The sequence below is a fragment of the Streptomyces sp. JJ38 genome (assembly GCF_019303475.1).
Lineage (GTDB): Bacteria > Actinomycetota > Actinomycetes > Streptomycetales > Streptomycetaceae > Streptomyces.
Genome location: NZ_JABLSI010000014.1, coordinates 53,590 through 77,073 on the forward strand (window position 1 = coordinate 53,590; position 23,484 = coordinate 77,073).

Consider the following 23,484-nt stretch of genomic DNA (forward strand, 5'->3'; position numbering starts at 1 on the left):
ACTGGGCCGCCGCCGACGGGTTACGCGTGGGCACGCCCCACTGGGCCGAACCGGTGACGATGGCCGCGAGTAGGCTTTCCGAATGGTGGATTTCGGGTTGAAGGCGCTGCGGGACGATGTCGTCGACCATCGGTTCAAGGGCTTGCCGCCGGACGCCGAGGGGCTGACGGTCGGGGCGCTGGCGGAGGAGCGGAGGAACCTTTTCCACGGCGGCTTCAGCACCCCCGTGCTGGCGCTCTCGGCCGAGGCGCTGGAACACAACCTGGCCGCTCTGCAGCACTACACCGAGCGCCACGGGCTGGCCTTCGCGCCGCACGGCAAGACGTCGATGGCACCGCAGCTGTTCGCCCGGCAGCTGGAGCGCGGGGCGTGGGGCATCACGGTGGCGACGGTCGCGCAGGCGCGCGTGTGCCGGGCTTTCGGGGTGCGGCGGGTGTTCCTGGCCAACCAGCTCGTGGACGCGGCCGGGCTGCGCTGGGTCGCGCGTGAGCTCGCCGCCGCCCCGGAGTTCCGGCTCGTCTGCTACGTGGACTCGGTCCGGGGCGTGGAGCTGATGGAGGCCGCGCTGCGCGAGGCCGGCGCCGGACGGCGGCTCGATGTCGTCGTCGAGCTGGGCGCGGCGGACGGTGCGCGCACCGGCGTGCGCCGGGAGTCCGAGGGCGTGGAGGTGGCGCGGGCGGCCGCGGCGTCCTCCGCCCTGCGGCTCGTCGGCGTCGCGGGGTACGAGGGCGAGATGCCGGAGCCGGACGTGGCGTCGGTGACGGCGTGGATGCGGCGGCTGACGGCGCTCGCGCAGTACCTCGACGGGCTCGGCCTCTTCGAGGGCGTGGACGAGGTCCTGGTCAGTGCCGGCGGCAGCGCCTGGTTCGACGCGGTGGCCGATGTCCTGGAGGAGTTCGGGCAGCCGCTGTCGGTCCCGGTGGTGAAGCTGCTGCGCTCGGGCGCGTACGTGTCGCACGACGACGAGCACTACCGCGTCCTGACGCCGTTCAACCGGGTGCCGGACGAGGGCGGGCTGCGGGCTGCCTTCACCCTGTGGACCCAGGTCGTCTCGTGTCCGGAGCCGGGACAGGCGTTCGTCAACGCCGGCAAGCGGGACGCGGCGCACGACCTGCACCTCCCCCGGCCGATGCTGGTGCGCGACGGGGACACCGGGGCGGTGCGCCCGGCGGACGGGCTGACGGTGACGGCCCTGTCGGACCAGCACGCCTGGCTGCGGGTGGCGGAGGGCACCGAGCTGGCCGTGGGCGACTGGGTGGGGCTCGGCATGTCCCACCCGTGCACGGTCTTCGACAAGTGGCAGCTCATCCCGCTCGTCACGGCGGACGGCACCGTCACCGACTACGTGCGCACCTTCTTCTGAGCGGGCGCGGGCCCCGCGAGCGCCGGGGCAGGGGGGCGAGCGCGCTCGCTCGCCCCGCCGGGGGTCAGCCGTGCTGGTAGGCGACGATCGAGATGCCGACGTAGTGGACGACGAAGGCGGCCAGCGTGAAGGAGTGGAACACCTCGTGGAAACCGAACCAGCGCGGTGAGGGGTTCGGGCGCTTGATGCCGTAGATGATGCCGCCCGCGCTGTAGAGGAGCCCGCCGACGATCACGAGGACGAGGACGGCGATGCCTCCGGCGCGCAGGAAGTCGGGGAGGAAGAAGACGGCGGCCCACCCCATGGCGATGTAGCAGGGGGTGTAGAGCCAGCGCGGGGCACCGACCCACAGCACCCGGAAGGCGATACCGAGGGCTGCGGCCGCCCAGACGCCCCACAGCAGGAGATCGCCGCGGGCGCCGTCGAGCAGCAGGATCGTCAGCGGCGTGTAGGTGCCGGCGATGATCAGGAAGATGTTGGCGTGGTCGAGGCGGCGCAGGACGGCGCCGGTGCGCGGGCTCCAGTCGCCCCGGTGGTAGAGGGCGCTGACGCCGAAGAGGAGGCAGGCCGTCAGGGTGTAGACGGCGCAGGCGACCCGGCCACGGGTGGAGTCGGCGAGGGCGGTGAGGAATATCCCCGATGCCATGACCGCGGGAAACATTCCGGCGTGCAGCCAGCCCCGCAGCCGGGGCTTGAGGGGCATGGCCCCCGAGGGGTACCCGGCGGACGTACCGGACGCGGCGGCCGTACCGGACCCGGTCGTACCGGACGCGGACGTACCGGACGCGGCGGACGTACCGGGAGGCGCTTCCCCCGCGGTTGCGGGGTGCTCGGACACGTGCTCGGGAGCGGGCTGGAGCCCGGGCTCGGAGGCGGGCTGGGACCCGGGCTCGGAGGCGGCGACAGTCATGGCCGTCAGCGTACCTACGCCCCCGTAGGTGAAGGAGTGGGGTTTACCCCCTGGACTGCGGGTGTACTCAGCACTACTCAAACGAGTGGCGATGCTCACCTGTCGGCCCTCTGGACACATACGAGCGGAGAGAGTCATGATCAGATGAGCGTGGTCGACACCGGATGAGCATCGCCGCAGCGTCCGGGTCGCAGCCCCCACGGGGCCGAAGCACAACCCGGAAACAACACCGCCCTGGGCGGTCAAAAAACCCTCTCACCCTCTGGAGCGATTGTGGCGCGCAGTACTGCGGCTCCCACCCAAGCCCCCACCCAGCACCGCGAACTGGTGTCCTGGGTCGACGAGATCGCTGCCCTCACCCAGCCCGACCGCGTCGTGTGGTGCGACGGGTCGGAGGCCGAGTACGAGCGCCTGTGCGAGGAGCTCGTCGAGAAGGGCACGTTCACCAAGCTGGACCCGGTCAAGCGCCCCAACTCCTACTACGCCGCCTCCGACCCGCGCGACGTCGCCCGCGTGGAGTCCCGGACGTTCATCTGCTCCGCCAAGGAGGAGGACGCGGGCCCCACGAACAACTGGATGGCCCCGGGCGAGATGCGCGAGATCTTCGCCGGTGAGCAGGGCATCTTCCGCGGTTCCATGCGCGGGCGCACGATGTACATCGTCCCGTTCTGCATGGGCCCCGTCGGCTCCCCGCTGTCCGCCATCGGCGTGGAGATCACCGACTCCGCCTACGTCGCCGTCTCGATGCGCACCATGACGCGCATGGGCCAGGCCGTGCTGGACGAGCTGGGCACCGACGGCTTCTTCGTCAAGGCCGTCCACACCCTCGGCGCCCCGCTCGCCGAGGGCGAGGCGGACGTCCCGTGGCCGTGCAACGACGACAAGTGGATCTCCCACTTCCCCGAGGACCGCGAGATCTGGTCCTTCGGCTCCGGCTACGGCGGCAACGCGCTGCTGGGCAAGAAGTGCTACGCGCTGCGCATCGCCTCCGTCATGGCGCGCGACGAGGGCTGGCTGGCCGAGCACATGCTCGTGCTCAAGCTCACCCCGCCGAAGGGCGAGGCCAAGTACATCGCCGCCGCCTTCCCCTCCGCCTGCGGCAAGACGAACCTGGCCATGCTGGAGCCGACGCTCCCGGGCTGGACGGTGGAGACCATCGGCGACGACATCGCCTGGATGCGGTTCGGCGAGGACGGCCGCCTCTACGCGATCAACCCGGAGGCCGGCTTCTTCGGCGTCGCGCCGGGCACCGGTGAGCACACCAACGCCAACGCGATGAAGACGCTGTGGGGCAACACCGTCTTCACCAACGTCGCGCTCACCGACGACGGCGACGTCTGGTGGGAGGGCATGACGGAGGAGGCCCCGGCCCACCTGACGGACTGGAAGGGCAACGACTGGACGCCCGAGTCCGGCGTCCCGGCCGCGCACCCCAACGCCCGGTTCGCCGTCCCGGCCGCCCAGTGCCCGACGATCGCACCCGAGTGGGAGAACCCGAAGGGCGTGCCGATCTCGGCCATCCTCTTCGGCGGCCGCCGCGCCTCGGCGGTCCCGCTGGTGACGGAGTCGCGCGACTGGCAGCACGGCGTCTTCCTGGGCGCGAACGTCGCCTCCGAGAAGACGGCCGCCGCCGAGGGCAAGGTCGGCGAGCTGCGCCGCGACCCGTTCGCGATGCTGCCGTTCTGCGGCTACAACATGGGCGACTACATGGCCCACTGGATCAAGGTCGGCAAGAACGCCGCCGACCCGGCGAAGCTGCCGAGGATCTACTACGTCAACTGGTTCCGCAAGAACGACGAGGGCCAGTTCGTCTGGCCGGGCTTCGGCGAGAACAGCCGCGTCCTGAAGTGGATCGTGGGCCGGCTGAACGGCGAGGCCGAGGGCGTCGAGACACCGATCGGCACGGTGCCGGCGAAGGGCTCGATCGACACCGCCGGGCTCGACCTCTCCGAGGCCGACCTCGACTTCCTGCTGACGGTGGACAAGGAGGTCTGGCGCGAGGAGGCCGCGCTCGTGCCGGAGCACCTGAACACCTTCGGCGACCACACGCCCAAGGAGCTGTGGGACGAGTACCGGGCGCTGGTCGAGCGCCTGGGCTAGCCGCACCCGGGGGTCCGCCGGTCACGACCGGCGGACCCCCGCACAGCGGGCCGCCCCCGCCCGCACGTCGCGCCCGTGGGCACGCTCGGGCCGAGCGCGCCGTTCCCCGCGTCCCCTCGGGGGCGCGGGGAACGTCTGTGCGCAGCGTCAGCCGGTGCATGCGCAATGCATCGACTATAACTTTAGACAAGGTCCAAGCTAGGATGGTCTCCCGAAGCACGCAGGAGGCCTCCATGTACGAACCGAGTCGAGCGCACCGCGGAACGTCCGTCCACTCCGTCGCCGAGCAGGACGCGGCCGCCGACGGCTACCCCCACCGCTCTCGCGAGGAGGAGCTGGACATCCGGCTGGCCGGCCACCTCACCGCCCTGCTCACGGTCACGGACGAGCTGCGCGTCCTGGCCCCGAGCCCGGATCTGGACACCGCGGCGCACCGGCTGGCCACGCAGGTGGACCGGCTCCGCGGCGCTCCCCCGCAGCGGGCCGAGCCGACGTCGAGGCGCGCGGTGGCCGAGCATGTCGAGGCGCTGCACCGGCGGGCGCACACCCTGGCCGGGAACGCGCTCGTCGTCGCCACCGCGCGGGAGGACGTGCCCGGTGAGGCCCTCGCCGCCGCCCGGATGGAGGCCCACGCCGAGGCCCTGGGCCTCTGAGCCCCCGGGCGGCCCCGGCCCCTCCCAGGCGGCCCCGGCCCCTCCCGGGCGGCCCCGGCGGCGTCCCGGGACCGGAACGCGGGGAGGGTTACGGCTGGCCGTAGCCGTCCAGGAAGGACCCGATGCGCTGCACCGCGTCCGCCAGCTGGCGGGCCGGGGGCAGCGTCACGACGCGGAAGTGGTCGGGCTCGGGCCAGTTGAAGCCGGTGCCGTGCACGATCATGATCTTCTCCGCGCGCAGCAGGTCGAGCACCATCTGCCGGTCGTCCTTGATCGGGTAGACCTTCGGGTCGAGCCGCGGGAACGCGTACAGCGCGCCCTTCGGCTTGACGCAGGTGACGCCGGGGATCGAGGTCAGCATCTCGTAGGCGACGTCCCGCTGCTCGCGCAGCCGCCCTCCGGGCAGCACCAGGTCGTTGATCGACTGATGCCCGCCGAGCGCCGTGGCCACCGCGTGCTGGGCGGGCATGTTGGCGCACAGCCGCATGTTGGCGAGGATCGTCAGACCCTCGATGTAGTTCGACGCGTGCGCCTTGGGCCCGCACACCGCCAGCCAGCCGCTGCGGTAACCGGCCACCCGGTACGACTTCGACAGCCCGTTGAAGGTGAGCGTCAGCAGGTCGGGGGCGACGGTCGCCGTCGAGGTGTGCACGGCCCCGTCGTAGAGGATCTTGTCGTAGATCTCGTCCGAGCAGACGACCAGGCGGTGGCGGCGGGCGATCTCGGTCAGCGACCGCAGCATCTCCTCGCTGTAGACCGCGCCGGTCGGGTTGTTCGGGTTGATGATGACGAGCGCCTTGGTGCGATCGGTGATCTTGCGCTCGATGTCCGCGAGGTCCGGCATCCACTCCGACTGCTCGTCGCAGCGGTAGTGCACGGCCGTTCCGCCCGAGAGCGAGACGGCGGCCGTCCACAGCGGGTAGTCCGGCGCCGGGACGAGGACCTCGTCCCCGTCGTCCAGCAGCGCCTGCATCGCCATCTGGATGAGCTCCGAGACGCCGTTGCCCAGGTACACGTCCTCGACGGAGAGCTGGACGCCCTTGGTCTGGTAGTGCTGCATCACCGCGCGCCGGGCGGCGAGGAGCCCCTTGGCGTCCCCGTATCCGTGGGCGCTGCCCACGTTGCGGAGCATGTCCTCCAGGATCTCCGGCGGGCACTCGAAACCGAAGGCCGCGGGGTTCCCGGTGTTCAGCTTGAGGATGCGGTGACCTGCAGCCTCAAGCCGCATCGCCTCCTCGAGCACCGGGCCCCGGATCTCGTAGCAGACGTTGGCGAGCTTCGTGGACTGGATCACCTGCATGCGGTCACGATACGGGGGACGGCGCTCCGCCGCGTTATGTTTTTCACCACCCTGGCCCAGTCGCCCCCTCCCACCTGCGACATCGCCCGGCCGAGCGCCCGGGGCGGCGGCGCACCGGCGGACGCGGGCGCGGCCGCCCCGGGCCCGGGGGACCGGCGGTCACCCGGGCCCCGAGGTCCGGCCGTCACCCGGCCCAAAACGCCGCCGTCAGGGCAGCGGGACGGACTGGGGGAAGCGGAAGAACCCGTGCGGGTCGTAGGAGCGCTTGACCTCGCGCAGTCGCGGCAGGTTGGAGCCGTAGTAGGCCGAGGCCCAGTCGGTCAGCGCGGTGTCGGGGAAGTTCACGTAGGACCGCCCGTTGGAGTGCGGGTCGATCGCCCCGAAGATCCCGTCGAGCCAGTGCTGCGCCGCCTCCCGCTCCTCGGCGGGCGGCGAGGCATCGGCGAGGGAGACGGTGCAGGTGACGCTGTAGAGCGCGTCGCGATGCACCCAGGCGGTGTCCCCGGTCGCGGGCTGGTTGGCGTTGGCGCCGAGCCCGAGGACGCTGACGATCCGGGTCTGGCCCGCGCGGCGCTCGGCGTCGAAGGCGGTGAGCAGGTCCTCCACGCCCTGGTGGGAGAGGTTCGCGTCGAACATCCGGCCGCGGTTCTTCACGTACGCCTGGCGCGGCAGCGCCGCCTCCGGGTTGCTGCCGGTCAGGTGGCAGGCGTCGACCGTGCGGTCCTCGCAGCCGAAGACCCGCATCATCGCCCGCTGGTACGACAGCTCCTCCACCGCGCGGGTCGCCGGGGGCGCGCCCACCGCCGAGACCAGGTCGGAGAGCTCCCGCTCCAGCTCCGCGACCCCGCCGAAGTGGACGCCGGTGACGATCACCGTGGGAGGGTTCCCCTCCCGGGCGTCCGGCAGTCGCAGGAGGGCACCGCAGGCCAGGTCGCCGGAGGCCCGGGACGCCCAGCGCAGATAGGCGTGCACGGCCGCGGGCGCGTCGTCCCACGTCCAGGTCAGGGCGTAGTGGCCGACGTGGGTGATCGGGTTGGCGACGACCTCGAACTCGGTGACGACGCCGAAGTTGCCCCCGCCACCGCCGCGCAGCGCCCAGTACAGGTCCGGGTGGGAGTGCCGCGAGGCGGTGACGATCCGCCCGTCGGCCAGCACCACGCGGGCCGAGACGAGCTGGTCGCTGGCCGGGCCGTACTTGCGGTACTGCCAGCCCGTGCCGCCGCCGCTGATGAAGCCGCCGGGGCTCACCGAGGGACAGAAGCCGCCGGCCACGGCGACCCCGTGCGGCGCGAGCCGCTCGACGGCGTCCACCGACTGCACGCCCGAGCCCATCCGGGCCGTGCGGCCGCAGGCGTGGACGCCGTTCATGCGGGTCATGTTGACGACGAGCCCCTCGGTGGTGGACCAGCCGCCGTAGTTGTGGCCGCCGCTGCGCACCGCGGTGTGCAGCCCGTGGTCCTGGGCGAAGCGCAGGGTGAGGCTGACGTCCCAGGGGTTCTCCACGAGGACGACGGCCTGGGGGCGTATGTCGTCGAACATGGCGGTCGCGAGTCGGCGCGCCTGATCATAGGCGGCGTCGTCCGGCAGCACGACGTCGCCCGTGAGCCACCGGTCGAGCCGGTCCCAGGGGACGGAGGAGTGGCGGGGGCGGGCGGCGGCGCTCTGGACGGCCCCCAGCGTGCCCGTGACGGCGGCGAGCCCGGCACCTGCGCCCAGGAGCGCCCTACGGCTGATCATGCGTTCTCCTACCTTTCCGGGGTTCCGCGGTCGGTCGGAACCGGTGTTTCGACGTTCGTTCGGTGGTGGTCTTGGAGGCGGGCCGGGTCAGGGCCCGCCAGCCGGGCCCAGCGGTCGGGGCCGGGTCGGATCCGGGCAGCGGTCACAGGGGCGGGGGCCTGGGGCAGCGGTCACGGGAGGGGCTCCTCCAGGGCGTCGAGGAGCCCCCGCCAGTGCCGCGCCCGTTCGGTGGGGTTCGTGCCGCGGCCGGTGCCGACCCACGCGCTCACCGGCCGGATGCCGTGCAGCGCGTTGACGAGCCAGACCTCGCGTCCGGCCAGGTCCTCGGGTCCGACGGGGACGGTGCGTACCGGCACCCCCCGCCCGGCCGCCAGCTCGGTGATCAACGCCTGCGTGACGCCGTCCAGTTGCCGTTTCCCCGCGTCGGCAGCGCACAGGGTCGCGCCGTCCCACCACAACAGGCTGGCGGTGGTGGACTCGCTGACGGCGCCGGACGGGAGGGCGAGCAGGACGTCGTCGGCCCCCTCCCGCTGCGCCGCCCGCCTCAGCTCGGCCAGCACCGGCAGGTCGGGCCCCTTCCTGGCCGGGGCCAGCCGGGGGTCGGGCCGTGGCGGCAGGAGCACCCGGATGTCGGGCCGGAGCGGCGGGGAGGGGCGGACGCGCAGCCCGAGCACCCCGTCGGCGTGCAGCTCCGCGCGGGGGAACCAGGAGCCGCGCCGGGGCAGGGCGGCCAGGGCGGCGTCCCAGAACCGCGCGACGCGCTCCTCCCTCAGGCCCTCCTCCCGGCAGGCGGTCATGAACCGGGCGCGGTGCCGGCACCGGCCCCGCATCCGGCCGTCCCGCACCAGCCAGGAGTCCGCCGCGAGGAGCTCGGGTCCGGGGCCCGCCGTCTTGGGCGTCCCCGGCTCCCGCGGGCCGGGGACCAAGCCCGCGGAGTCGTCCCAGATCCACCACCGCGGTTCCGCGTCGTGGCGCCGCACGGTTCAGTACCGCCCGCGCGGGTTGGTGCGGGCGCCGTTCCGTGGCCCGTAGGGGGCCCGCTCCAACCACTCCCCGCAGGAGGGCAGGACGGGTGCGAGGGCGGCCCCGGCCGCCTGCCTGAGCCGGGTGAGCCGCCGCTTCGGCCGGAGGTGGTCGAGGGCGGTGCGGGCGGCGTCGCTGTTGAAGAGGGCGGCCTCCCGGCGGAGCAGGGCGAACTCGTCGACCGCGCGCAGCCGCCGCCCCGGGGTGTTCAGGGCCTCGGCCACGGAGTCGGCGGCGGCCACCGAGTCGGCGATACCGCTGTTCATGCCGCGGGCCCCGAAGGGCGGGAAGAGGTGGGAGGCCTCGCCCACGAGCAGGACGCGGCGGTGGGCGTCGGCGAAGCGGTCGGCCACCAGGTGCAGGAAGTGGTAGCGGGAGACCCACAGGACGCGCTCGGCGTACTTGGCGGGGACGACGCGGGGCACCCAGCGCCGCACCGCCGCCTCGTCCGCCCAGTCCTCCGGGGTGTCGTCGTCCTTGCACTGGACGTCGAGCTGGAAGCCGCCGGCGAACGGCACCCGCATGACGCTGCGTCCGCCGAGCCCGGGGTGCTCGTAGGTGAAGACGCGCTCCAGCGGCATGGGGTCGTCGGCGTCCTCCTGGATGTCGACGACGACGTGGAAGGCCTCGGAACGGTCGCCCTCCATGGTGATCTCCTGGGAGCGCCGGACGCTGGAGCGCGCCCCGTCGGCCCCGATCACGTACCGGGCGCGCAGCGGTCCGCGCTCGGTGTCGACCTCCACGGCGTCCTCGAAGGCCCGCACGCCCCGCACCGGGGTCCCCCACCGGAAGCGGACACCGGCCCGGAGGCACGCGGCGAGCAGGTGCCGCTCCGTCTCCACCTGGCGCAGGCTGGTGAAGGGCGGGACGAAGTCCGCGGAGGGGGTGCGCGGCGGGTAGGTCCGCGCGAACACCTCGCGGCCCCGGTAGACGGTCCGGCGGGTCGGCCACACGACGCCGTGGTCGACCAGGGTGCGGTCCAGCCCTGGGCTGATCCGGCCCAGGAGCTGCAGCGACTCCCGGTGCACGAACAGCGCCCGGCTGCCGGGCCGCACCCGGTCCTCGGGCTCGGCCTCCAGCAGCACGACGGGCAGTCCGTGGCTGCGCAGGGCCAGCGCCGCCGTCAGCCCCACCGGTCCAGCGCCGACGACCAGCACCGGCAGCACGTCCTGGGGTGCCTCGGTTTCGGACATGGGTTTCCTCGGTCTCCTTCAGCGCGTTCGGGTCAGTCGGAGTCGGCGTTGAGGGCGGGCACGCGGTTCTCGCGCAGCATCTGGGTGATCTCCACGCGGCGCACCTTCCAGGTGGAGGTGCGGGGCACCTCGCCGAAGGGCCAGTGGAGCGGCGGGGCGAGCGGGGGCAGCCCGGCGGTGGCCCGCGCCCAGCGCTCCGGGTCCAGCGGGGCGTCGCGGCGGGTGCAGACGATGGGGACGGGCTCGCCGTCGGCGCCGATCACGATGATGGCTTCGAGCAGCTCGGGCAGCCGGGACATCAGGATGTCCTCGACCTCCAGGTTGCTGTCGATGTCGTCGATCTGGTCGATCTCGCGGTCGATGAGGTGCAGCTTTCCGAAGCGGCCGAGGTAACCCATGTCGCCCAGCCGCCACCAGCCCTGGTTCTTGTTCCGCAGGTAGCGCTCGTGCTCGCCGAGGTAGGTCATGACCGTGCTGCGCCCGCGCAGTTCGAGGTGGCCGGGGCGCCCCTTGGGCACCGGGCGGCCCGCGTCGTCCACGACCCTCAGGCGGATGAAGCCGGGCAGCACGTAGCCGACGTCCCGGCCGTCCATCGCGGCCGCGCCCTTCTCCGTGTAGACGGCGCCGGAGATCGGCCCCGTCTCGCTCTGCCCGTAGAGCTGGACGAGCATCGGGCGGCGCCGGGTGGAGGCGGCCAGCAGCCGCTGGATGGTGCGCGGGTGGATGGCGTCGAAGGTGCTGCTGTAGTAGCGCACGCTGGAGAGCGGGGCGCCCTCGGCGTCGGCCAGTTCCTCCCACTGGATGAAGTTGTTGGGATGGGTCTCGACGAGTCCGGGCCGGTGGCGGACGAACGTGGGCCCGATCTTGTCCGGGTCGGGGTCGTGGAGGACGACGAGCGGGTTGCCGTAGCCGAGGAAGACGCCGAGCGAGTGGAAGAAGCGCGAGTGCACGAAGGACATGCACAGCGCGACGGTCTCCTTCCCGCGGACGGGCCAGGCGATGAGCTGCTGCGGCAGCAGCCGGTGGAACAGCCCCCGGGCGTTGTGCACCATGAGCTTGGAGACGCCGGTCGTCCCGGAGGTGTGGGTGATCAGCGTCGGGTGGGTGGGGTGCAGCTTCACCGCCGGGCGGCGCGGGACGTCGTCGAGGTCGGCGATCATCCGCAGCCCGTCGAACCCGGTGGTGCCCGCGAGCACGGTCTCGTGCGTCAGCTCCCGCACCGGGACACCGTCGAGCGGGCCGGCCAGCTTCGCGGCGTCGGTGATCAGCCACGGCCGGTCCAGCCGCTGGAGCAGCTTGCCGACGATCTCGCCGGGGAGCGCGGCCGAGACCATCACCGGGACGGCGCCGATCCGGGAGACGGCACTGGCCAGCAGGGATATGTCGAAGTTGTCGTTCTTGTGGACCGCCACGTGCTCGCTCGGCCGGATGCCCAGATGCCACAGCCGCGAGGCGAGGTCGGCCACGACGTCGGCGACGGAGGCGTAGGTGAAGCGGGTGCCAAGACCGGGCAGGGTCGCCAGCGGCTCATCCAGAGTCACGGGCGTGGCGGGGAACTTCCGTGCCGCCTTCTCCCACATGAGGCCGACGTAGAAGGCGCTTTCCGGCAGGCGATCAAGGAACATCTCAGGCTGCTTTCTCTTCTGACGGACGAACAGGGGCGGGCGGAGACTCCTGGGGGACGGCCGGGTCAGGGCGCGCTGCGGGTCGTCACCAGGCGCCGCGGCGCAGCAGGTAGCGCTGGATCTTCCCGGTCGCGGTGCGGGGAAGGGCGTCGACGACCTCCACGCTCCGGGGCACCTTGAACGGCGCCAGGCCGGCGCGGGCGGTGGCGAGCAGTTCCGCGCTCACCGCGTCGGCCCCGGCGGACGCCGGCCGCAGGACGACGAAGGCGCGCAGCTTGGTGGCGCCCCGGTCGTCGGGGACGCCGGCCACCGCCACGTCCAGGACGGCGGGGTGCCGGGCCAGGAGGCGTTCGATCTCCACCGGCGAGACGGTGATGCCGCCGACCATCTCCAGGTCGTCGGTGCGGCCGTGGTGGACGAGGGTGCCGTCGGGGTTGCGTACCGCCCGGTCCCGGGTGTTGAGCCAGCCGTCGACGATCGTCCGCGCGGTGGCGTCAGGCCGCCGGTGGTAGCCGGGGGTGACGGTCGGTCCACGCACCCACAGCTCACCGGGCTCGCCGTCGGGGAGCGGGGTGCCGTGCTTGTCGCGGATCTCGGCCTCGAAGCCGGGGACGGGCCTGCCGATCGTGCCGGGGACGTGGTGCGCGGGCCCGCCCGTGGCGATCGCGTGGCCGGCCTCGGTGGAGCCGAGCTGGTCGTAGACGGGGGCGCCGAGGAAGGCGGTCACCCGCTCGCCCAGTTCGGGGGTGAGCCGCTCCCCCGCCGAGACGGCGGCGCGGACGCTGTGGAACGCGTCGGGCGCCGTCTCGGCGAGGAGGTTGGCGTACGCGGAGGGCACCGCGAAGAGGTAGGTGACCCGGTGCCGGGCGACCAGTTCGGCGATCCGCGCGGGCTTGGGCGGGCCCGGCTCCAGGACGGCCGCGCCGCCCGAGCACAGCGGGAAGGCGAGGGCGTTGCCGAGCCCGTAGGCGAAGAAGAGCTTGGACACCGACAGCAGGACGTCGTCGGGCCCGATCTCCAGCACCTGGGCGCCGGCGCCGCTGTGGTACCGCTCCAGGTCCCGGTGCCGGTGCACGACGCCCTTGGGCGCGCCGGTCGTCCCGGAGGTGTACTGGAGATAGAGGGGATGGTCGCCGGACACCGGCGCCGCCGGAGCGGGGGAACGGTCCGTCGCGTCCCCGAGCAGCTCCTCGGGCGTCGGGCACGGCAGGCCGGGGAAGTGGCCGGCGGTCTCCTCGCCGGTAACGGCGAGGACGGGCCCGCTGTCCGCCACCAGCCGGGCGTGGTCGGCCGCCGTGAGCGCCGGGTTGGTGACGACGGCGACGGCCCCGAGCCGGGCGGTGGCCAGGAACGTGGCCACCCAGGCGATCCCGTCGGGGAGGGCGAGGCAGACGCGGTCGCCCTCGGTGACACCCCGGTCCGCGAGGACGGAGGCCACCCGGGCCGCCAGGGCGTGGATCTCCCCGTGGGTGACGGTCGTGTCGTTCTCGTGGAAGGCGGGGCGGGTGGTCCATCCGCGGTGGGCGCAGGTGTCGGCCAGCGCAGCGGCGGCGTTCCCCGCCGTCTTCGCGTCCATGCTCGGGCTCCTGTCTCGTGTCGGCTCGCGGCTCGGGGTGGGGGCACTCGTCAGCCCGGCATCGGCACCTGGGTCTCGGCGTCGGACGGTTGCCGGGCGGCGTGGGCGCGCAGCGGGGCCGCGGCCTTGAGCAGCACCTCGTCGAACTCGGCGTCGGCGTCGGAGTCGAGGACGATGGCCCCGCCCGCGCCGACCCGCCAGCGTCCGCCGCTGCGCACCGCGGTGCGGATGACGATGTTCAGGTCGGCCGTGCCGTTGGTCGACAGGAAGCCGATGGTGCCCGAGTAGACGCCGCGGGCCTCGTCCTCCAGGGAGTCGATGATCTCCATCGTCCGCAGCTTGGGGGCGCCGGTCATCGAACCGCCCGGGAAGCAGGCCCGGACGACGTCGATCACGTCGTGCTCCGGGCGCATCCGCCCGCGCACGGTGGAGACGAGCTGATGGACCGTCGTGTAGGTCTCGGCGGCCATCAGGCGCGGCACGTGGACGCTGCCGATCTCGCACACGCGCCCGAGGTCGTTGCGCAGCAGGTCCACGATCATCAGGTTCTCGGCCCGGGTCTTGGGGTCGGCGGCGAGCGAGTCGCGCAGCCGGGCGTCCTCCTCGGGGTCGGTGCCGCGGTGGACGGTGCCCTTGATCGGCTTCGTCTCCACCGTCCCCGACCGGTCGATGGTCAGGAACCGCTCGGGCGAGGAGCTGGCCACCTCGACGTCGCCCAGCCGCAGGTAGGCCGCGTAGGGGGCGGGGTTGAGACGCCGCAGCGCCCGGTAGTAGGGGTAGCCGTCGCCCTCGGTCGCGGGCAGCCAGGCCGAGGTGGTCAGGCACACCTCGTAGCTCTCCCCCGCGTGCAGGGCGCGCTGGATCTCCTCGATCCGGGCGCGGTACTGCTCGCGGTCGTGCAGCAGCCAGGACTCGGCGTCGGCGCCGGCGGCCACCGGCACGGGCGGGGCCGGGGGCAGGGAGAGCAGGGAGGCGACGGCGGTGTCGATCCAGCGGGCGGCCGCCACCTCGGTGTCGGGGTCGGACAGCGCGACGACGTAGGTGCACTCCGCGAAGTGGTCGACGACGACGAAGCGGTCCACGAAGAGCCACGTCGCGTCGGGGACCGGGGACGTGTGCCGGTTGACCGATCCGAGGTCGCCCTTGAGCTCGTAGCCGAAGTAGCCGACGTAGCCGCCGGAGAAGTCGAACGGGACGTCCGTGAGGTCGGTGCGGCGCCTGCGCAGCTGCCGCTGGAGGTAGTCGAAGACGTCGCCGGGGACCCGGCGGGCGGGGTGCCCGGTCCGCTCGACGACGACGCCGTCCTCACCCGTGCGGTAGCGGACCAGCTCGGCCAGGGGTCCGGAGGCGTCACCCAGGAAGGAGAACCGGGCGCGGCCCGGCTCCACATGGGCGCTGTCCAGCCAGAACGCCGGGGCCGGGGAGTCGCTGTACAGGTGGGTGAAGGCGGCCTCGGCGTCCACGGCCGTCTCGATGGTGCGCAGGTGCACGCGCAGCCCGGCGGACGGTTCCTCGGGGTGGACGGGACCGGTGTCCGCCCGGGGCGGCGGGGCGTCGGAGGTACCGGTGGACGGCCCGGCCGGGGCGGCGTGGGCGGCCCGCTCGGAGGCGTCGGCCGACGGGGCTGCCGCGCGGGGGCGGAGCCCGTGCCGGACGGTGAGGTCGCGGAAGTTGGCCAGGAGCTGCCGGCCGTACTCGGTGCACACCGACTCGGGGTGGAACTGCACGCCCCACAGCGGGCGGTGACGGTGCCGGAGGCCCATGATGACGCCGTCCTCCGACCAGGCCGTGGCCTCCAGGGCCTCGGGCACCGGCTCGGCCACGCTGAGGGAGTGGTAGCGCACGGCGGTGAAGCCCTGCGGCAGCCCCGCGAACAGGTCCTCGCCGTGGTGCTCGACGGTGCTGAGGAAGCCGTGCCGCGGTGCGGGCGCGGGCCCGACCTCGGCGCCCTCGCTCAGCCCGATGCCCTGGTGGCCCAGGCAGACGCCGAGCACGGGGAGGTCGGCGCGCCTGAGCACGTCGGTGACGATGCCGAAGTCGCGTTCCCGGCCGGGGTGTCCGGGGCCGGGCGAGATGACCACGTTGTCGTACCCGGACAGGTCCAGGGCCGCGGCGGTCGGGGCGTCGTTCGTGATGACCTCGGGCTCGACACCGTTGACCTCGGCGATCAGCTGGAAGAGGTTGTAGGTGTACGAGTCGTAGTTGTCGATCAGCAGAGTGCGCATGGTCGTCGCTTTCTGCCGAAGTCGCGTGCCTCCGGCTTCGGAAGGAGAGGGGCTCACAGACCGCTCAGCAGATCGGCCACGGCGTCGGTGACGAGGTAGGCCTGGGCGTTGCTGAGCCGCGGGTCGCACAGGGTTCGGTAGGCGCGGGTCAGCCCCTCCTCGGAGGAGCAGCCGCCGGCCCCGAGGCACTCGGTCACCTCCTCGCCGGCGATCTCGAGGTGGACGCCGCCGGGCCACACGCCCGCCCGTCCCAGTACCTCGAAGAAACCGGTGAGTTCGGCGAGGACGTCGCTGATCATGCGCGTCTTGAGGCCGTTGCCGAGGGTGATGGTGTTGCCGTGCATGGGATCGCACATCCACACCACGTCGTGCCCGGCCCGGCGGACCGCCCGGACGAGCTCGGGCAGCCGCTCGCGGACGTGCCCGACGCCGAGGCGGCTGATGAGGGTGAGCCGGCCCGGGGTGCGGTGGGGGTCGATCCGGCCGCAGATCTCGACGAGGTCGTCCTCCCGCATGCCGGGGCCGACCTTGCACGCGACGGGGTTGGCGATCCCGGCGAGGAACGCCACGTGGGCGCCGCCCACCTGGCGCGTCCGGTCGCCGATCCACGGGAAGTGGGTGGAGAGCAGGTACGGCTGCCCGGTGTGCGAGTCCCGCCGGACGAGCGCCTGTTCGTAGTCGAGGAGGAGGGCTTCGTGGCTGGTCCACAGCCCGGTCCTGGTCCAGCCCTGCCGGCCGCGGACCGTCTGGCCGTAGCCGCGCAGCACGGAGCGCAGGCTCCCGTCCCAGGGGCGCACCGGGAAGTCCGTGGTGGTCTCGGTTCCGCTCAGCTCGCGCAGCGCCCGCTCGCCGGCCGTCTCGTGGGCCAGCAGCTGGAGTTCGTTCATCACCGCGCGGGCGGTGGCGTAGGCGCGGTGCATGCGCCACGGGTCGGGGGTCCGGGACGCCTCGTCGGGGGTGTGGCCGTTCACCATGTCCCCGCGGTACACGGGCAGCGACCTGCCCTCGACCCATTCGGCGTGCTTGGAGCGGGGCTTGGCGTGCTGGCCGGCGAGGCGCCCGACGGTGACCGTCGGCAGGTCGAGGCGGTCGCTGACGAGCTCGGCCATGGTGCCGATGGCCTCGTGCTTGGCGCGGGCCGCCGGGAGGGCGGCGGGGCCGACGGGTTCGGCACAGTCACCGGCCTGGAGGAGGAACGCTTCTCCGGCCCGGACCTGGGCGAGGGCGGAGCCGAGCCGCCGGACGTCGGCCGGTGCCGTCAGCGCGGGCCACAGGGCGAGCCGGTCCTGCACCCGGGCGGCCGAGGAACTGTCGGGCCACTCGGGCTGCTGCTCGGCGGGCAGGTGCCGCCAGTGCGGGCTGGGGAACGGGTGGGCCGCCGCAGCCGCGGAGGGGGTCGGGGAGGAGGCCGTGGAGGGGGCCTGGGAGGGGGATTCAGTCGTCGTCACCGCTCATCACTTCCGTAGACGTGGCAGGGGACTACACGTACTGGTGGCGGTTCAGCTCTCCGTCGGCGCGGAGACCAGCCCCTTGGGCTCCAGCAGGAACTGGGCGAGGCTGCCGTCGTGCGGGATCTCGGGCACCGAGGCCCAGGGCCGCACCCGTCCGGTCACCACCTTGCGCACGGTGGGCTCGCGCAGGACGCGCTCGGCCAGCCCCGCGTGCTCGTCGGGCAGGCTGACCACGAGGGACTCGCGCAGCGGGGCGGTGCCGTCCTGGGGCCGCCAGGGCGCCACGACGACGAAGGGGAAGCCGAGTTCGGTACCGACGAGCTGGTCGGTGGCGGTCGGCACCGAGACGACGAGGGGCCGCAGCACCGCGCTGCCGTCGCCGGGGTCGGCGCAGAGCCCGTCCGGGTACCGGTGGGTGCTGTGGTCGACGGCGTGCGCGGTCATCCCGGCGAGGTGCTCGGCCAGCACGGCACCCGCCTCCCCGGTCATGGCGGGCAGCGCCGCGTCCGGGTCGGTCACGGGACGCACCGGCAGCGTCGCGAGCCGGGCGGCCAGCGCGTCGGCCAGGGGCGCGACGGGGCCGCTGGTGAGGACGAGGGAGACGTTGTTGCAGCGCACTCCGCCGTCGTCGGCGATCCACTCGACGAGGTCGTCGAGCAGCCCCTCGTCCCTGGCGGCGCCCGCGCCGACCAGCGCCTTGCTGCGGCCGGGGCCGCGCACGAGCACGTCGCGGCGGGAGCCGAACCGCTCGGCGGCGGCCGGACCGCCGTACACCAGGCCGAGGTCCGCCTCGGCGAGCAGGTGCTCGCCCACCTCGTGACCGCCGGGCAGCAGGGCCGCGCGGTCCGGGTCGAGCCCGGCGGCCGAGAGGGCCGCGAGAAGCCGGCGCGGGGTGAAGGGGTCCTTGCTGCCGGGGCGCACGAGCACGGAGACGCCCATCGCCAGGGCGCGCACCCAGGTGACGTTGGGCTCGGGGTGGTTGTTGGGGACGACGGCCGCCAACAGGCGGCCGCGCGGCACCCAGTGCGTGGCGAAGCCGGGGGCGGCGAACGGGGCGGGCAGCTCGGCCTGGTTGAGCCGCTCGACCAGGGAGAGCTGGTTGCGGATGCCCTCGCGGGCGCCGGTGACGGCGCCCAGCGGGGTGCCGGTGGCCAGGGCGACGCGGCGGCAGTACTCCTGCGGGCTCTCGCCGTCCAGCTCGGCGGTGGCGAAGAGCTCGCCGGCCTTGGCGAAGAGCGCGGCGTCGGGGGCGGGCCCGGTGTCGGCGGAGCGGAGCCGGTTGAGGGCGGCCTGGGCCATGAGACGAGGGGCGAGGCCGACCGATGCCAGGGGGGAGCCGTCGACGGCCGTGAGGGTGGAGCGGTCGCGGCTGTCCACCTCCCGCCCGGAGATGACCGGGTTCACCACGGGCAGCGCGCTCATCAGTAGACCCCCTCGACGACGGCCGGTGCGTCCTTGGCGCGCAGCGGGGCGATGTCGGCCAGCCCGTCGACGGTGTCCCCGGCGGCGGGCCGGACCCGGATCGCGGTGTCCCGCTCCAGGACGTTCGGCAGGAACATGTCGTGGCTCATCTGGTGCATGAGCACCTGGCCGCGCTGCCCGTACTCCACTTCCTCGCCGGTCTCGGGGTCGAGGACCTCGACCACGGACTGCGGGAAGTAGGGCCGGAACACGCAGGGGTGCTCGTCGCCCTCCTCACGCGGACGCTGCGGGGCGATGCCCATGATGGTGTTGCCGTAGATGGCGGCCACCTTCGCCCGGGGGAAGAAGAACTCCTCGACCTGCCGCAGCGATTCCGGGCTCATGCTCGTGCCGGCCCAGAGGATGCCCTCCACGGTGGAGGCGAGCCGCTCGTGGAGTGCGCCGCGCGCGCAGACCGCCTCCAGCACGGGAGGCGTGATGAACAGCACCCGCACCTCCTGGGTACGGGCGATGAGCTCCATCTGGTCGAGCAGGTACTCGCGGTACTCAGCGGCCAGTTCGGTCCGGCCGGAGCCGATGAGCCGCTTCACCCAGCGCGGGTCGAAGTCGAGGGTGAAGCACACGCCTCCGCGCGACTGGGCGAGGTGGCGCACCGTCCGCCCGACGACGTGCGGGCCCGTGGGGCCGACGTGCAGCCAGTGCCCGCTGGAGGGGAAGCCGTGCTGTGCCAGCACCTCGCTCACCCAGTCCACGTTCCGGGTCCGGGCCGTGCTGTCGACGATGCGTTTGGGCGCGCCGACCGTGCCGCCGGACTCGAAGACGTCGAAGGCGCTGGACGCCGCTCCCTTGGGGAAGAGCTCCTCGACCGGGACGGTGCGCAGTTCGTCGCTGACGTCCGGGAACCGGCGCAGGTCGGCCAGCTCCTTGATGTCGGTCAGCGGGTCGAAGTCCAGGTCCCCCACCCTGCTCAGCCAGAACGGGGAGCCGGTGGCGGGCTCGAAGTGCCAGCGCAGCATCTCGCTCAGGTGTTGGGTGAGGGCGGCCTCGCCCTCGGGCCGTGGCGTGCCGTGGGTCAGCTCAGACATATCTTTCCAGCCGTTCATCGGTCGGTCCCGGATGACCGTCGGAGCGCGCGGGACGGGTCTCCGGGCGTTGGAACATGGCGAACTGCGGAACATGACGGGTGCAGGACGCACGAACGCGCGGGGACGTCCGGCGCGGCGCCACCCGCAGCGTTGAGCACAACGGTGCTGTGGTGCGGATCGGTCTGAGAAGGAGGGGGCGGTCGTTGCGTCGAACCGGAGCAGGGGGTCATTACTCCGGCGAGCACAGTTATCTTTCTCGCGAGCTAGTTCCCCTGTCAAGGAAGAGCCGAGCGACGTCCGAGTGAACCGCCGGCCACCAGGCGACTTCCCTGGCGAGCGGGCGTCTGGGGTGTTCAACTGCGCTGTTTGTAACGGGTGTTGGGGCAATTGCGGGTCACATATGGTCAGCGCATGGCTACCGGAAAGAACGAGCGCCTCAACCTCCGCGAACTGTCCTCCTCCACCTACGCGGTGATGAACCGCCTGGCCGGCCAGGCCGACACGGCGGCCGCGGAAGCCGGCCTGGAGAGCGAGCTGCTCCACCTCGTGCGCATCCGCGCCTCCCAGATCAACGGCTGCGCCTTCTGCATCGACATGCACACCATCGACGCCCGCCGGGCGAACCTGGCCGAGCAGCGCATCTTCGCGCTCAACGCCTGGCGGGAGACCCCGTTCTACAGTGACCGCGAGCGGGCGGCCCTGGAGGTCACCGAGGCCGTCACCCTCATCCACGACGGGCAGCTCCCGGACGAGGTCTTCGAGCTGGGCCGCGAGGCCTTCGGCGAGGAGCAGCTCGCCCAGCTCGTGTGGGTCATCGTCGCCATCAACAGCTACAACCGCCTGGCCATCACCGCCCGGCTGGCGCCCGGGAACTACAACCCCGGCGCCTGACCCCCGCGCCGGCCGCTGTGGCCGCGACCCGGCCACAGCGGCTCCGCACACCCTCCAGCACACCCCTTCAGCACCCCCTCCAGCACGTCTCCACCCGTCGAGCCGGGAAGGTGCCGCCATGCGGACGCTTGGGACCGCCCGTACCGGAACACCGCCACCACCCACGGCGAGCGGAGCGCCACCGCCCGCCGCGCGCGGAGAACGCTTCGCCGACCCGTTCACCCGGCACCTGACCGGCCACACGGGCTCCACCACGGAGCAGCTCCGCAAGCGCACCGGGGCTCCGCTGCGCCTGCGGCTCGTCAGCCAGCACACGGCGTCCCCGGCCGACGGCGACGCCCCGCGCCCGGCATCCCGTACGGTGCGCCGTCCCGCGGACACGCCCCACCTCGTGCGGGTCACCGAACTCCTCACCCCGGACGGCATCACCGTCTCCCGCAACCTCGTGACGGGGCCCCTGCCCGCGACCCCGGCCATCGCCGACGCCGTCACCCGCGCCGACACCCCGCTCGGCCCGGCGCTCGCCCTCGCCGGCGTCCACCAGCGCCGCACCCTGCTCAGCGTCGGCCTGACCCCCTGGCCGCAGGCTCCCGCCGGGCCGCCCGCGGTACGCCGCTCCTACCTGCTGTACCTGGCCGACGAGCCGCCCCTGCGCGTCGTCGAGCGGTTCAACCCGGCCGTCGTGCCCAGCGGGACGCGCCCCGGGAACCCCGCGCGCCCGTGGCCGGTGCGCGCGTGAGGGCGTCCGTCATCGTCGTCGGCGCGGGCCCGGTGGGACTCAGCGCCGCGCTCGCCGCGGCCTCCCTCGGCCTCGCGCCGGTGGTGCTGGAGGCCCGGCGCCGCGACGACGAGCGCCCCGGCAGCCGCGCCCTGTTCGTGCACCGCGCCACGCTGCGGCACCTGGACGCCGTCAGTGCCGGGCTCGGCGCGCGGGTCGCGCGCGACGGTCTCACCTGGGCCACCCACCGCACCCTGTGGGCGGGACGCGAGGTGCACCGCCGCTCCTTCCCCCCGGGCGCGGGGCGGCCGCCCTTCACCAGCCTGCCCCAGACCGCCCTGGAGGACCTCCTGCGCGAGGCCTGCGAGAGCGCGGGCATCCCCGTGCTGTGGGGCGAGGCCGTCGTACGTGCGGCCGGCCGGCCCGACGGGGCGCTGGTGCGCACCGCCTCGGGCGCCGAGCACCGGGCCGGACACGTCATCGCCTGCGACGGCCCCCGCTCCGCGGTCCGGGCGGGGCTGGGCGTGGCGATGGAAGGAGTCACCACCTGCGCGGAGTTCCTCGTGGTCGACGTCGACGAAGGTGCCGTCCCCGCCGAGCCGGAGCGGGTGTTCCACTACCGGCACCCGGCGCTGCGGCGCAACGTCCTCCTCGTGCCCTTCCGCGGGGGCTGGCGGATCGACGTGCAGTGCCGCCCGGACGAGGAGGCCGACCGCCTCACCGGGCGCATCGGCGACTGGCTCCCCCTGGCCGTCCCCCACCTGCGGTCCCCCCGCGTCACCTGGACCTCCGCCTACCGGTTCCACCAGCGCGTCGCGAGCGCCTTCGCCGACCCGTACGGCCGCGTCCTGCTCGCGGGCGAAGCGGCCCATCTGCTGCCCCCGTTCGGCGCCCGGGGCATGAACTCCGGGATCGCCGACGCCGTGGCCGCGGCCCACGCCGTCCGGGACGACACGGTCCTCCGGTACGCGCACGAGCGGCGCCGGGCCGCGCACCGCAACGTGGCGGCGGCCGCGAGCGCGCTGGGCCACCTCCTCGCACCCCGCCTCCGGCAGCGGGTCTCGCAGCGGACCGCGGCCCTCGCCGCTCCCCTGTGGCCCGCCGCCGGACGCTGGCTCGACGCCGCGCCGTACGGCCCCCGGCTGCGCGCCGTCCGCTACTGACCGCGCGTCCGGGGCGAGCGCCCGGCGGCACCCATCGACTCGGCCAGCGACTCCCACAACCGTCCGCAGGCCAGGGCCATTTCGGCCACGTCCTCCCGACGGTGGCCCGGCACGGCGTCGGCCATGGCACCCCACTCCTCCGCCGTGATCTTCCACTGCCCCAGCAGCCGCAGCAGCGCGCGGCCGGACTCGCTGTGCCGCAGGGCGGGGTCGCCGCACAGGCTGCCGTACAGCTCCCCGAACTCCTTGACGGTGCCGCCGCCGCGCCGGCCGCCCGCGGGCCGCTCGGGCTGCCGGCGGGGGCCCGAGCGCGGCGGCGCCGGGGCCGTGGCGGGGCGGCGCAGCCGCTCGGGGACCGGGTCCTCCCCCCGGCTGACCCGGTCCCGGACGTCCCGCACGGTGGCGGGTGAGAGCCCGGTGAGCCGGGCGATCTGCCGCAGTGAGAGCTCCGGGGCTTCGGCCAACAGGCGGCGCGCCTCCTGGCGTTCGGCCGCCGTGCTCAGCGGCCTGACCCGGCCGTCCCGGCCGACCCGGGCGTCCGCCGCGGGGATGGCGGTGCGGCGCCGCAGCGCGGCCACCGCGTGGGACGAGAGGCCGGTGACGGCGCCGATGGACCGGTCGGACCAGTGCGGGTGCGAGGCGACGATGCGCTCGGCGGCCGCAGAGCGCTCGGCGGGGGTGAGCGGCAGGCCGTGGCCGGCGTTGGCGGTGACGGCGAGCACGAAGGCGTCCTCGGGACTGCCGTCGAAGAAGCGGGCCGCGACCCGGGTGGCGCCGCGCAACACGGCCACGCGGAGGCGGTAGGTCCCGTCGATCACGCGCATGGAGGGCCGGTGGACGATGATCGGCGGCAGTTCCCCGGGCCATGCGGCCAACGCGCGGAGATGCTCCGGGTCCCCGACCGGCACCCGTGGCGAGTCGGCCGGACGGAGGTCGGCCACCGCCACGCTCACCGTGGCCGAGAGGTGTTCGGGACCGGGGGCGTCGGAGGGCGTGGGTAAGGAGACGGTGCGTCGCGCGACTTCGCCGTGGCTCGTCATGGATGACCC

Annotated in this window: 18 protein-coding genes; 6 read left to right on the forward strand and 12 right to left on the reverse strand. The window is 73.8% G+C overall.

The genetic code is table 11. The annotated features are described in order from the left end of the window. Positions 1-82: 82 nt before the first annotated feature. Positions 83-1,363 (forward strand): alanine racemase, encoded by a 1,281-nt coding sequence (locus HPT28_RS10010; RefSeq protein ID WP_219090648.1) that lies wholly within the window; start codon positions 83-85, stop codon positions 1,361-1,363. Between the two features lie 64 nt (positions 1,364-1,427). On the opposite strand, the gene HPT28_RS10015 is transcribed toward HPT28_RS10010, so the two are convergent. Beyond that, positions 1,428-2,066 carry a hemolysin III family protein gene (locus HPT28_RS10015; protein ID WP_219090689.1) on the reverse strand — a complete coding sequence of 213 codons (639 nt, stop codon included), beginning with the start codon at positions 2,064-2,066 and terminating at the stop codon, positions 1,428-1,430. Between the two features lie 480 nt (positions 2,067-2,546). Between HPT28_RS10015 and HPT28_RS10020 the strand changes: the two genes are divergently transcribed. Together HPT28_RS10020 and HPT28_RS10025 are read left to right on the forward strand one after the other, a co-directional pair. Further along, positions 2,547-4,373 carry a phosphoenolpyruvate carboxykinase (GTP) gene (locus HPT28_RS10020; protein ID WP_219090649.1) on the forward strand — a complete coding sequence of 609 codons (1,827 nt, stop codon included), beginning with the start codon at positions 2,547-2,549 and terminating at the stop codon, positions 4,371-4,373. A gap of 233 nt (positions 4,374-4,606) precedes the next feature. Next, entirely contained in the window at positions 4,607-5,026 is a 420-nt protein-coding gene (locus HPT28_RS10025; RefSeq protein WP_219090650.1) for a hypothetical protein, read from the forward strand. A gap of 88 nt (positions 5,027-5,114) precedes the next feature. Here the strand turns inward: HPT28_RS10025 and HPT28_RS10030 are convergent, their stop codons facing one another. From HPT28_RS10030 to HPT28_RS10075, 10 genes are all read right to left on the reverse strand, one after another. Next, entirely contained in the window at positions 5,115-6,326 is a 1,212-nt protein-coding gene (locus tag HPT28_RS10030; protein WP_219090651.1) for a pyridoxal phosphate-dependent aminotransferase, read from the reverse strand. Between the two features lie 207 nt (positions 6,327-6,533). Beyond that, positions 6,534-8,063, reverse strand: coding sequence for an FAD-binding oxidoreductase (locus HPT28_RS10035; protein WP_219090652.1), 1,530 nt, complete (start codon positions 8,061-8,063; stop codon positions 6,534-6,536). A gap of 170 nt (positions 8,064-8,233) precedes the next feature. Beyond that, positions 8,234-9,043 carry an aminotransferase class IV gene (locus HPT28_RS10040; protein WP_219090653.1) on the reverse strand — a complete coding sequence of 270 codons (810 nt, stop codon included), beginning with the start codon at positions 9,041-9,043 and terminating at the stop codon, positions 8,234-8,236. 3 nt (positions 9,044-9,046) lie between these two features. Further along, positions 9,047-10,279 (reverse strand): FAD-dependent monooxygenase, encoded by a 1,233-nt coding sequence (locus HPT28_RS10045; RefSeq protein WP_219090654.1) that lies wholly within the window; start codon positions 10,277-10,279, stop codon positions 9,047-9,049. 32 nt (positions 10,280-10,311) lie between these two features. Continuing rightward, positions 10,312-11,904: a class I adenylate-forming enzyme family protein gene (locus tag HPT28_RS10050; protein ID WP_219090655.1), complete on the reverse strand. Its 1,593-nt coding sequence runs from the start codon at positions 11,902-11,904 to the stop codon at positions 10,312-10,314. Between the two features lie 85 nt (positions 11,905-11,989). Continuing rightward, positions 11,990-13,480: an AMP-binding protein gene (locus HPT28_RS10055; protein ID WP_219090656.1), complete on the reverse strand. Its 1,491-nt coding sequence runs from the start codon at positions 13,478-13,480 to the stop codon at positions 11,990-11,992. Positions 13,481-13,530: 50 nt separating this feature from the next. Further along, complete coding sequence (gene pabB / locus HPT28_RS10060) at positions 13,531-15,705, reverse strand: aminodeoxychorismate synthase component I (RefSeq protein ID WP_219090657.1); 2,175 nt, start codon at positions 15,703-15,705, stop codon at positions 13,531-13,533. 53 nt (positions 15,706-15,758) lie between these two features. Beyond that, a complete protein-coding gene (locus tag HPT28_RS10065) occupies positions 15,759-17,153 on the reverse strand; it encodes a 3-deoxy-7-phosphoheptulonate synthase (RefSeq protein ID WP_219090658.1) in 1,395 nt (464 codons plus the stop codon). A 51-nt stretch (positions 17,154-17,204) separates the two neighbouring features. Then, on the reverse strand, positions 17,205-18,578 hold the full coding sequence (locus tag HPT28_RS10070) for an aldehyde dehydrogenase family protein (protein ID WP_219090659.1): 1,374 nt from the start codon (positions 18,576-18,578) through the stop codon (positions 17,205-17,207). Further along, entirely contained in the window at positions 18,578-19,663 is a 1,086-nt protein-coding gene (locus HPT28_RS10075; RefSeq protein ID WP_219090660.1) for an AMP-binding protein, read from the reverse strand. Before HPT28_RS10075 ends, HPT28_RS10070 begins: the two co-directional genes overlap by 1 nt. A 411-nt stretch (positions 19,664-20,074) precedes the next feature. Here HPT28_RS10075 and HPT28_RS10080 point away from each other — a divergent pair, with 411 nt between their 5' ends. From HPT28_RS10080 to HPT28_RS10090, 3 genes are all read left to right on the forward strand, one after another. Beyond that, the gene (locus HPT28_RS10080) at positions 20,075-20,554 is read left to right on the forward strand and encodes a carboxymuconolactone decarboxylase family protein (RefSeq protein WP_219090661.1); all 480 of its coding nucleotides are present in this window, start codon (positions 20,075-20,077) and stop codon (positions 20,552-20,554) included. A gap of 118 nt (positions 20,555-20,672) precedes the next feature. Then, entirely contained in the window at positions 20,673-21,293 is a 621-nt protein-coding gene (locus HPT28_RS10085; RefSeq protein ID WP_219090662.1) for a hypothetical protein, read from the forward strand. Further along, entirely contained in the window at positions 21,290-22,435 is a 1,146-nt protein-coding gene (locus HPT28_RS10090; protein WP_219090663.1) for an FAD-dependent monooxygenase, read from the forward strand. Before HPT28_RS10085 ends, HPT28_RS10090 begins: the two co-directional genes overlap by 4 nt. Here HPT28_RS10090 and HPT28_RS10095 read toward each other — a convergent pair. After that, positions 22,429-23,475 carry a transcriptional regulator gene (locus HPT28_RS10095; RefSeq protein ID WP_219090664.1) on the reverse strand — a complete coding sequence of 349 codons (1,047 nt, stop codon included), beginning with the start codon at positions 23,473-23,475 and terminating at the stop codon, positions 22,429-22,431. The genes HPT28_RS10090 and HPT28_RS10095 overlap by 7 nt on opposite strands. Positions 23,476-23,484: the final 9 nt, after the last annotated feature.

Coding starts and splice junctions, on each gene's coding strand:
- HPT28_RS10010 (WP_219090648.1), top strand. CDS start 83: ATGGTGGATTTCGGGTTGAAGGCGCTGCGGGACGATGTCGTCGACCAT.
- HPT28_RS10015 (WP_219090689.1), bottom strand. CDS start 2,066: ATGCCCCTCAAGCCCCGGCTGCGGGGCTGGCTGCACGCCGGAATGTTT.
- HPT28_RS10025 (WP_219090650.1), top strand. CDS start 4,607: ATGTACGAACCGAGTCGAGCGCACCGCGGAACGTCCGTCCACTCCGTC.
- HPT28_RS10030 (WP_219090651.1), bottom strand. CDS start 6,326: ATGCAGGTGATCCAGTCCACGAAGCTCGCCAACGTCTGCTACGAGATC.
- HPT28_RS10035 (WP_219090652.1), bottom strand. CDS start 8,063: ATGATCAGCCGTAGGGCGCTCCTGGGCGCAGGTGCCGGGCTCGCCGCC.
- HPT28_RS10045 (WP_219090654.1), bottom strand. CDS start 10,279: ATGTCCGAAACCGAGGCACCCCAGGACGTGCTGCCGGTGCTGGTCGTC.
- HPT28_RS10050 (WP_219090655.1), bottom strand. CDS start 11,904: ATGTTCCTTGATCGCCTGCCGGAAAGCGCCTTCTACGTCGGCCTCATG.
- HPT28_RS10055 (WP_219090656.1), bottom strand. CDS start 13,480: ATGGACGCGAAGACGGCGGGGAACGCCGCCGCTGCGCTGGCCGACACC.
- pabB (WP_219090657.1), bottom strand. CDS start 15,705: ATGCGCACTCTGCTGATCGACAACTACGACTCGTACACCTACAACCTC.
- HPT28_RS10070 (WP_219090659.1), bottom strand. CDS start 18,578: ATGAGCGCGCTGCCCGTGGTGAACCCGGTCATCTCCGGGCGGGAGGTG.
- HPT28_RS10075 (WP_219090660.1), bottom strand. CDS start 19,663: ATGTCTGAGCTGACCCACGGCACGCCACGGCCCGAGGGCGAGGCCGCC.
- HPT28_RS10080 (WP_219090661.1), top strand. CDS start 20,075: ATGGCTACCGGAAAGAACGAGCGCCTCAACCTCCGCGAACTGTCCTCC.
- HPT28_RS10085 (WP_219090662.1), top strand. CDS start 20,673: ATGCGGACGCTTGGGACCGCCCGTACCGGAACACCGCCACCACCCACG.
- HPT28_RS10095 (WP_219090664.1), bottom strand. CDS start 23,475: ATGACGAGCCACGGCGAAGTCGCGCGACGCACCGTCTCCTTACCCACG.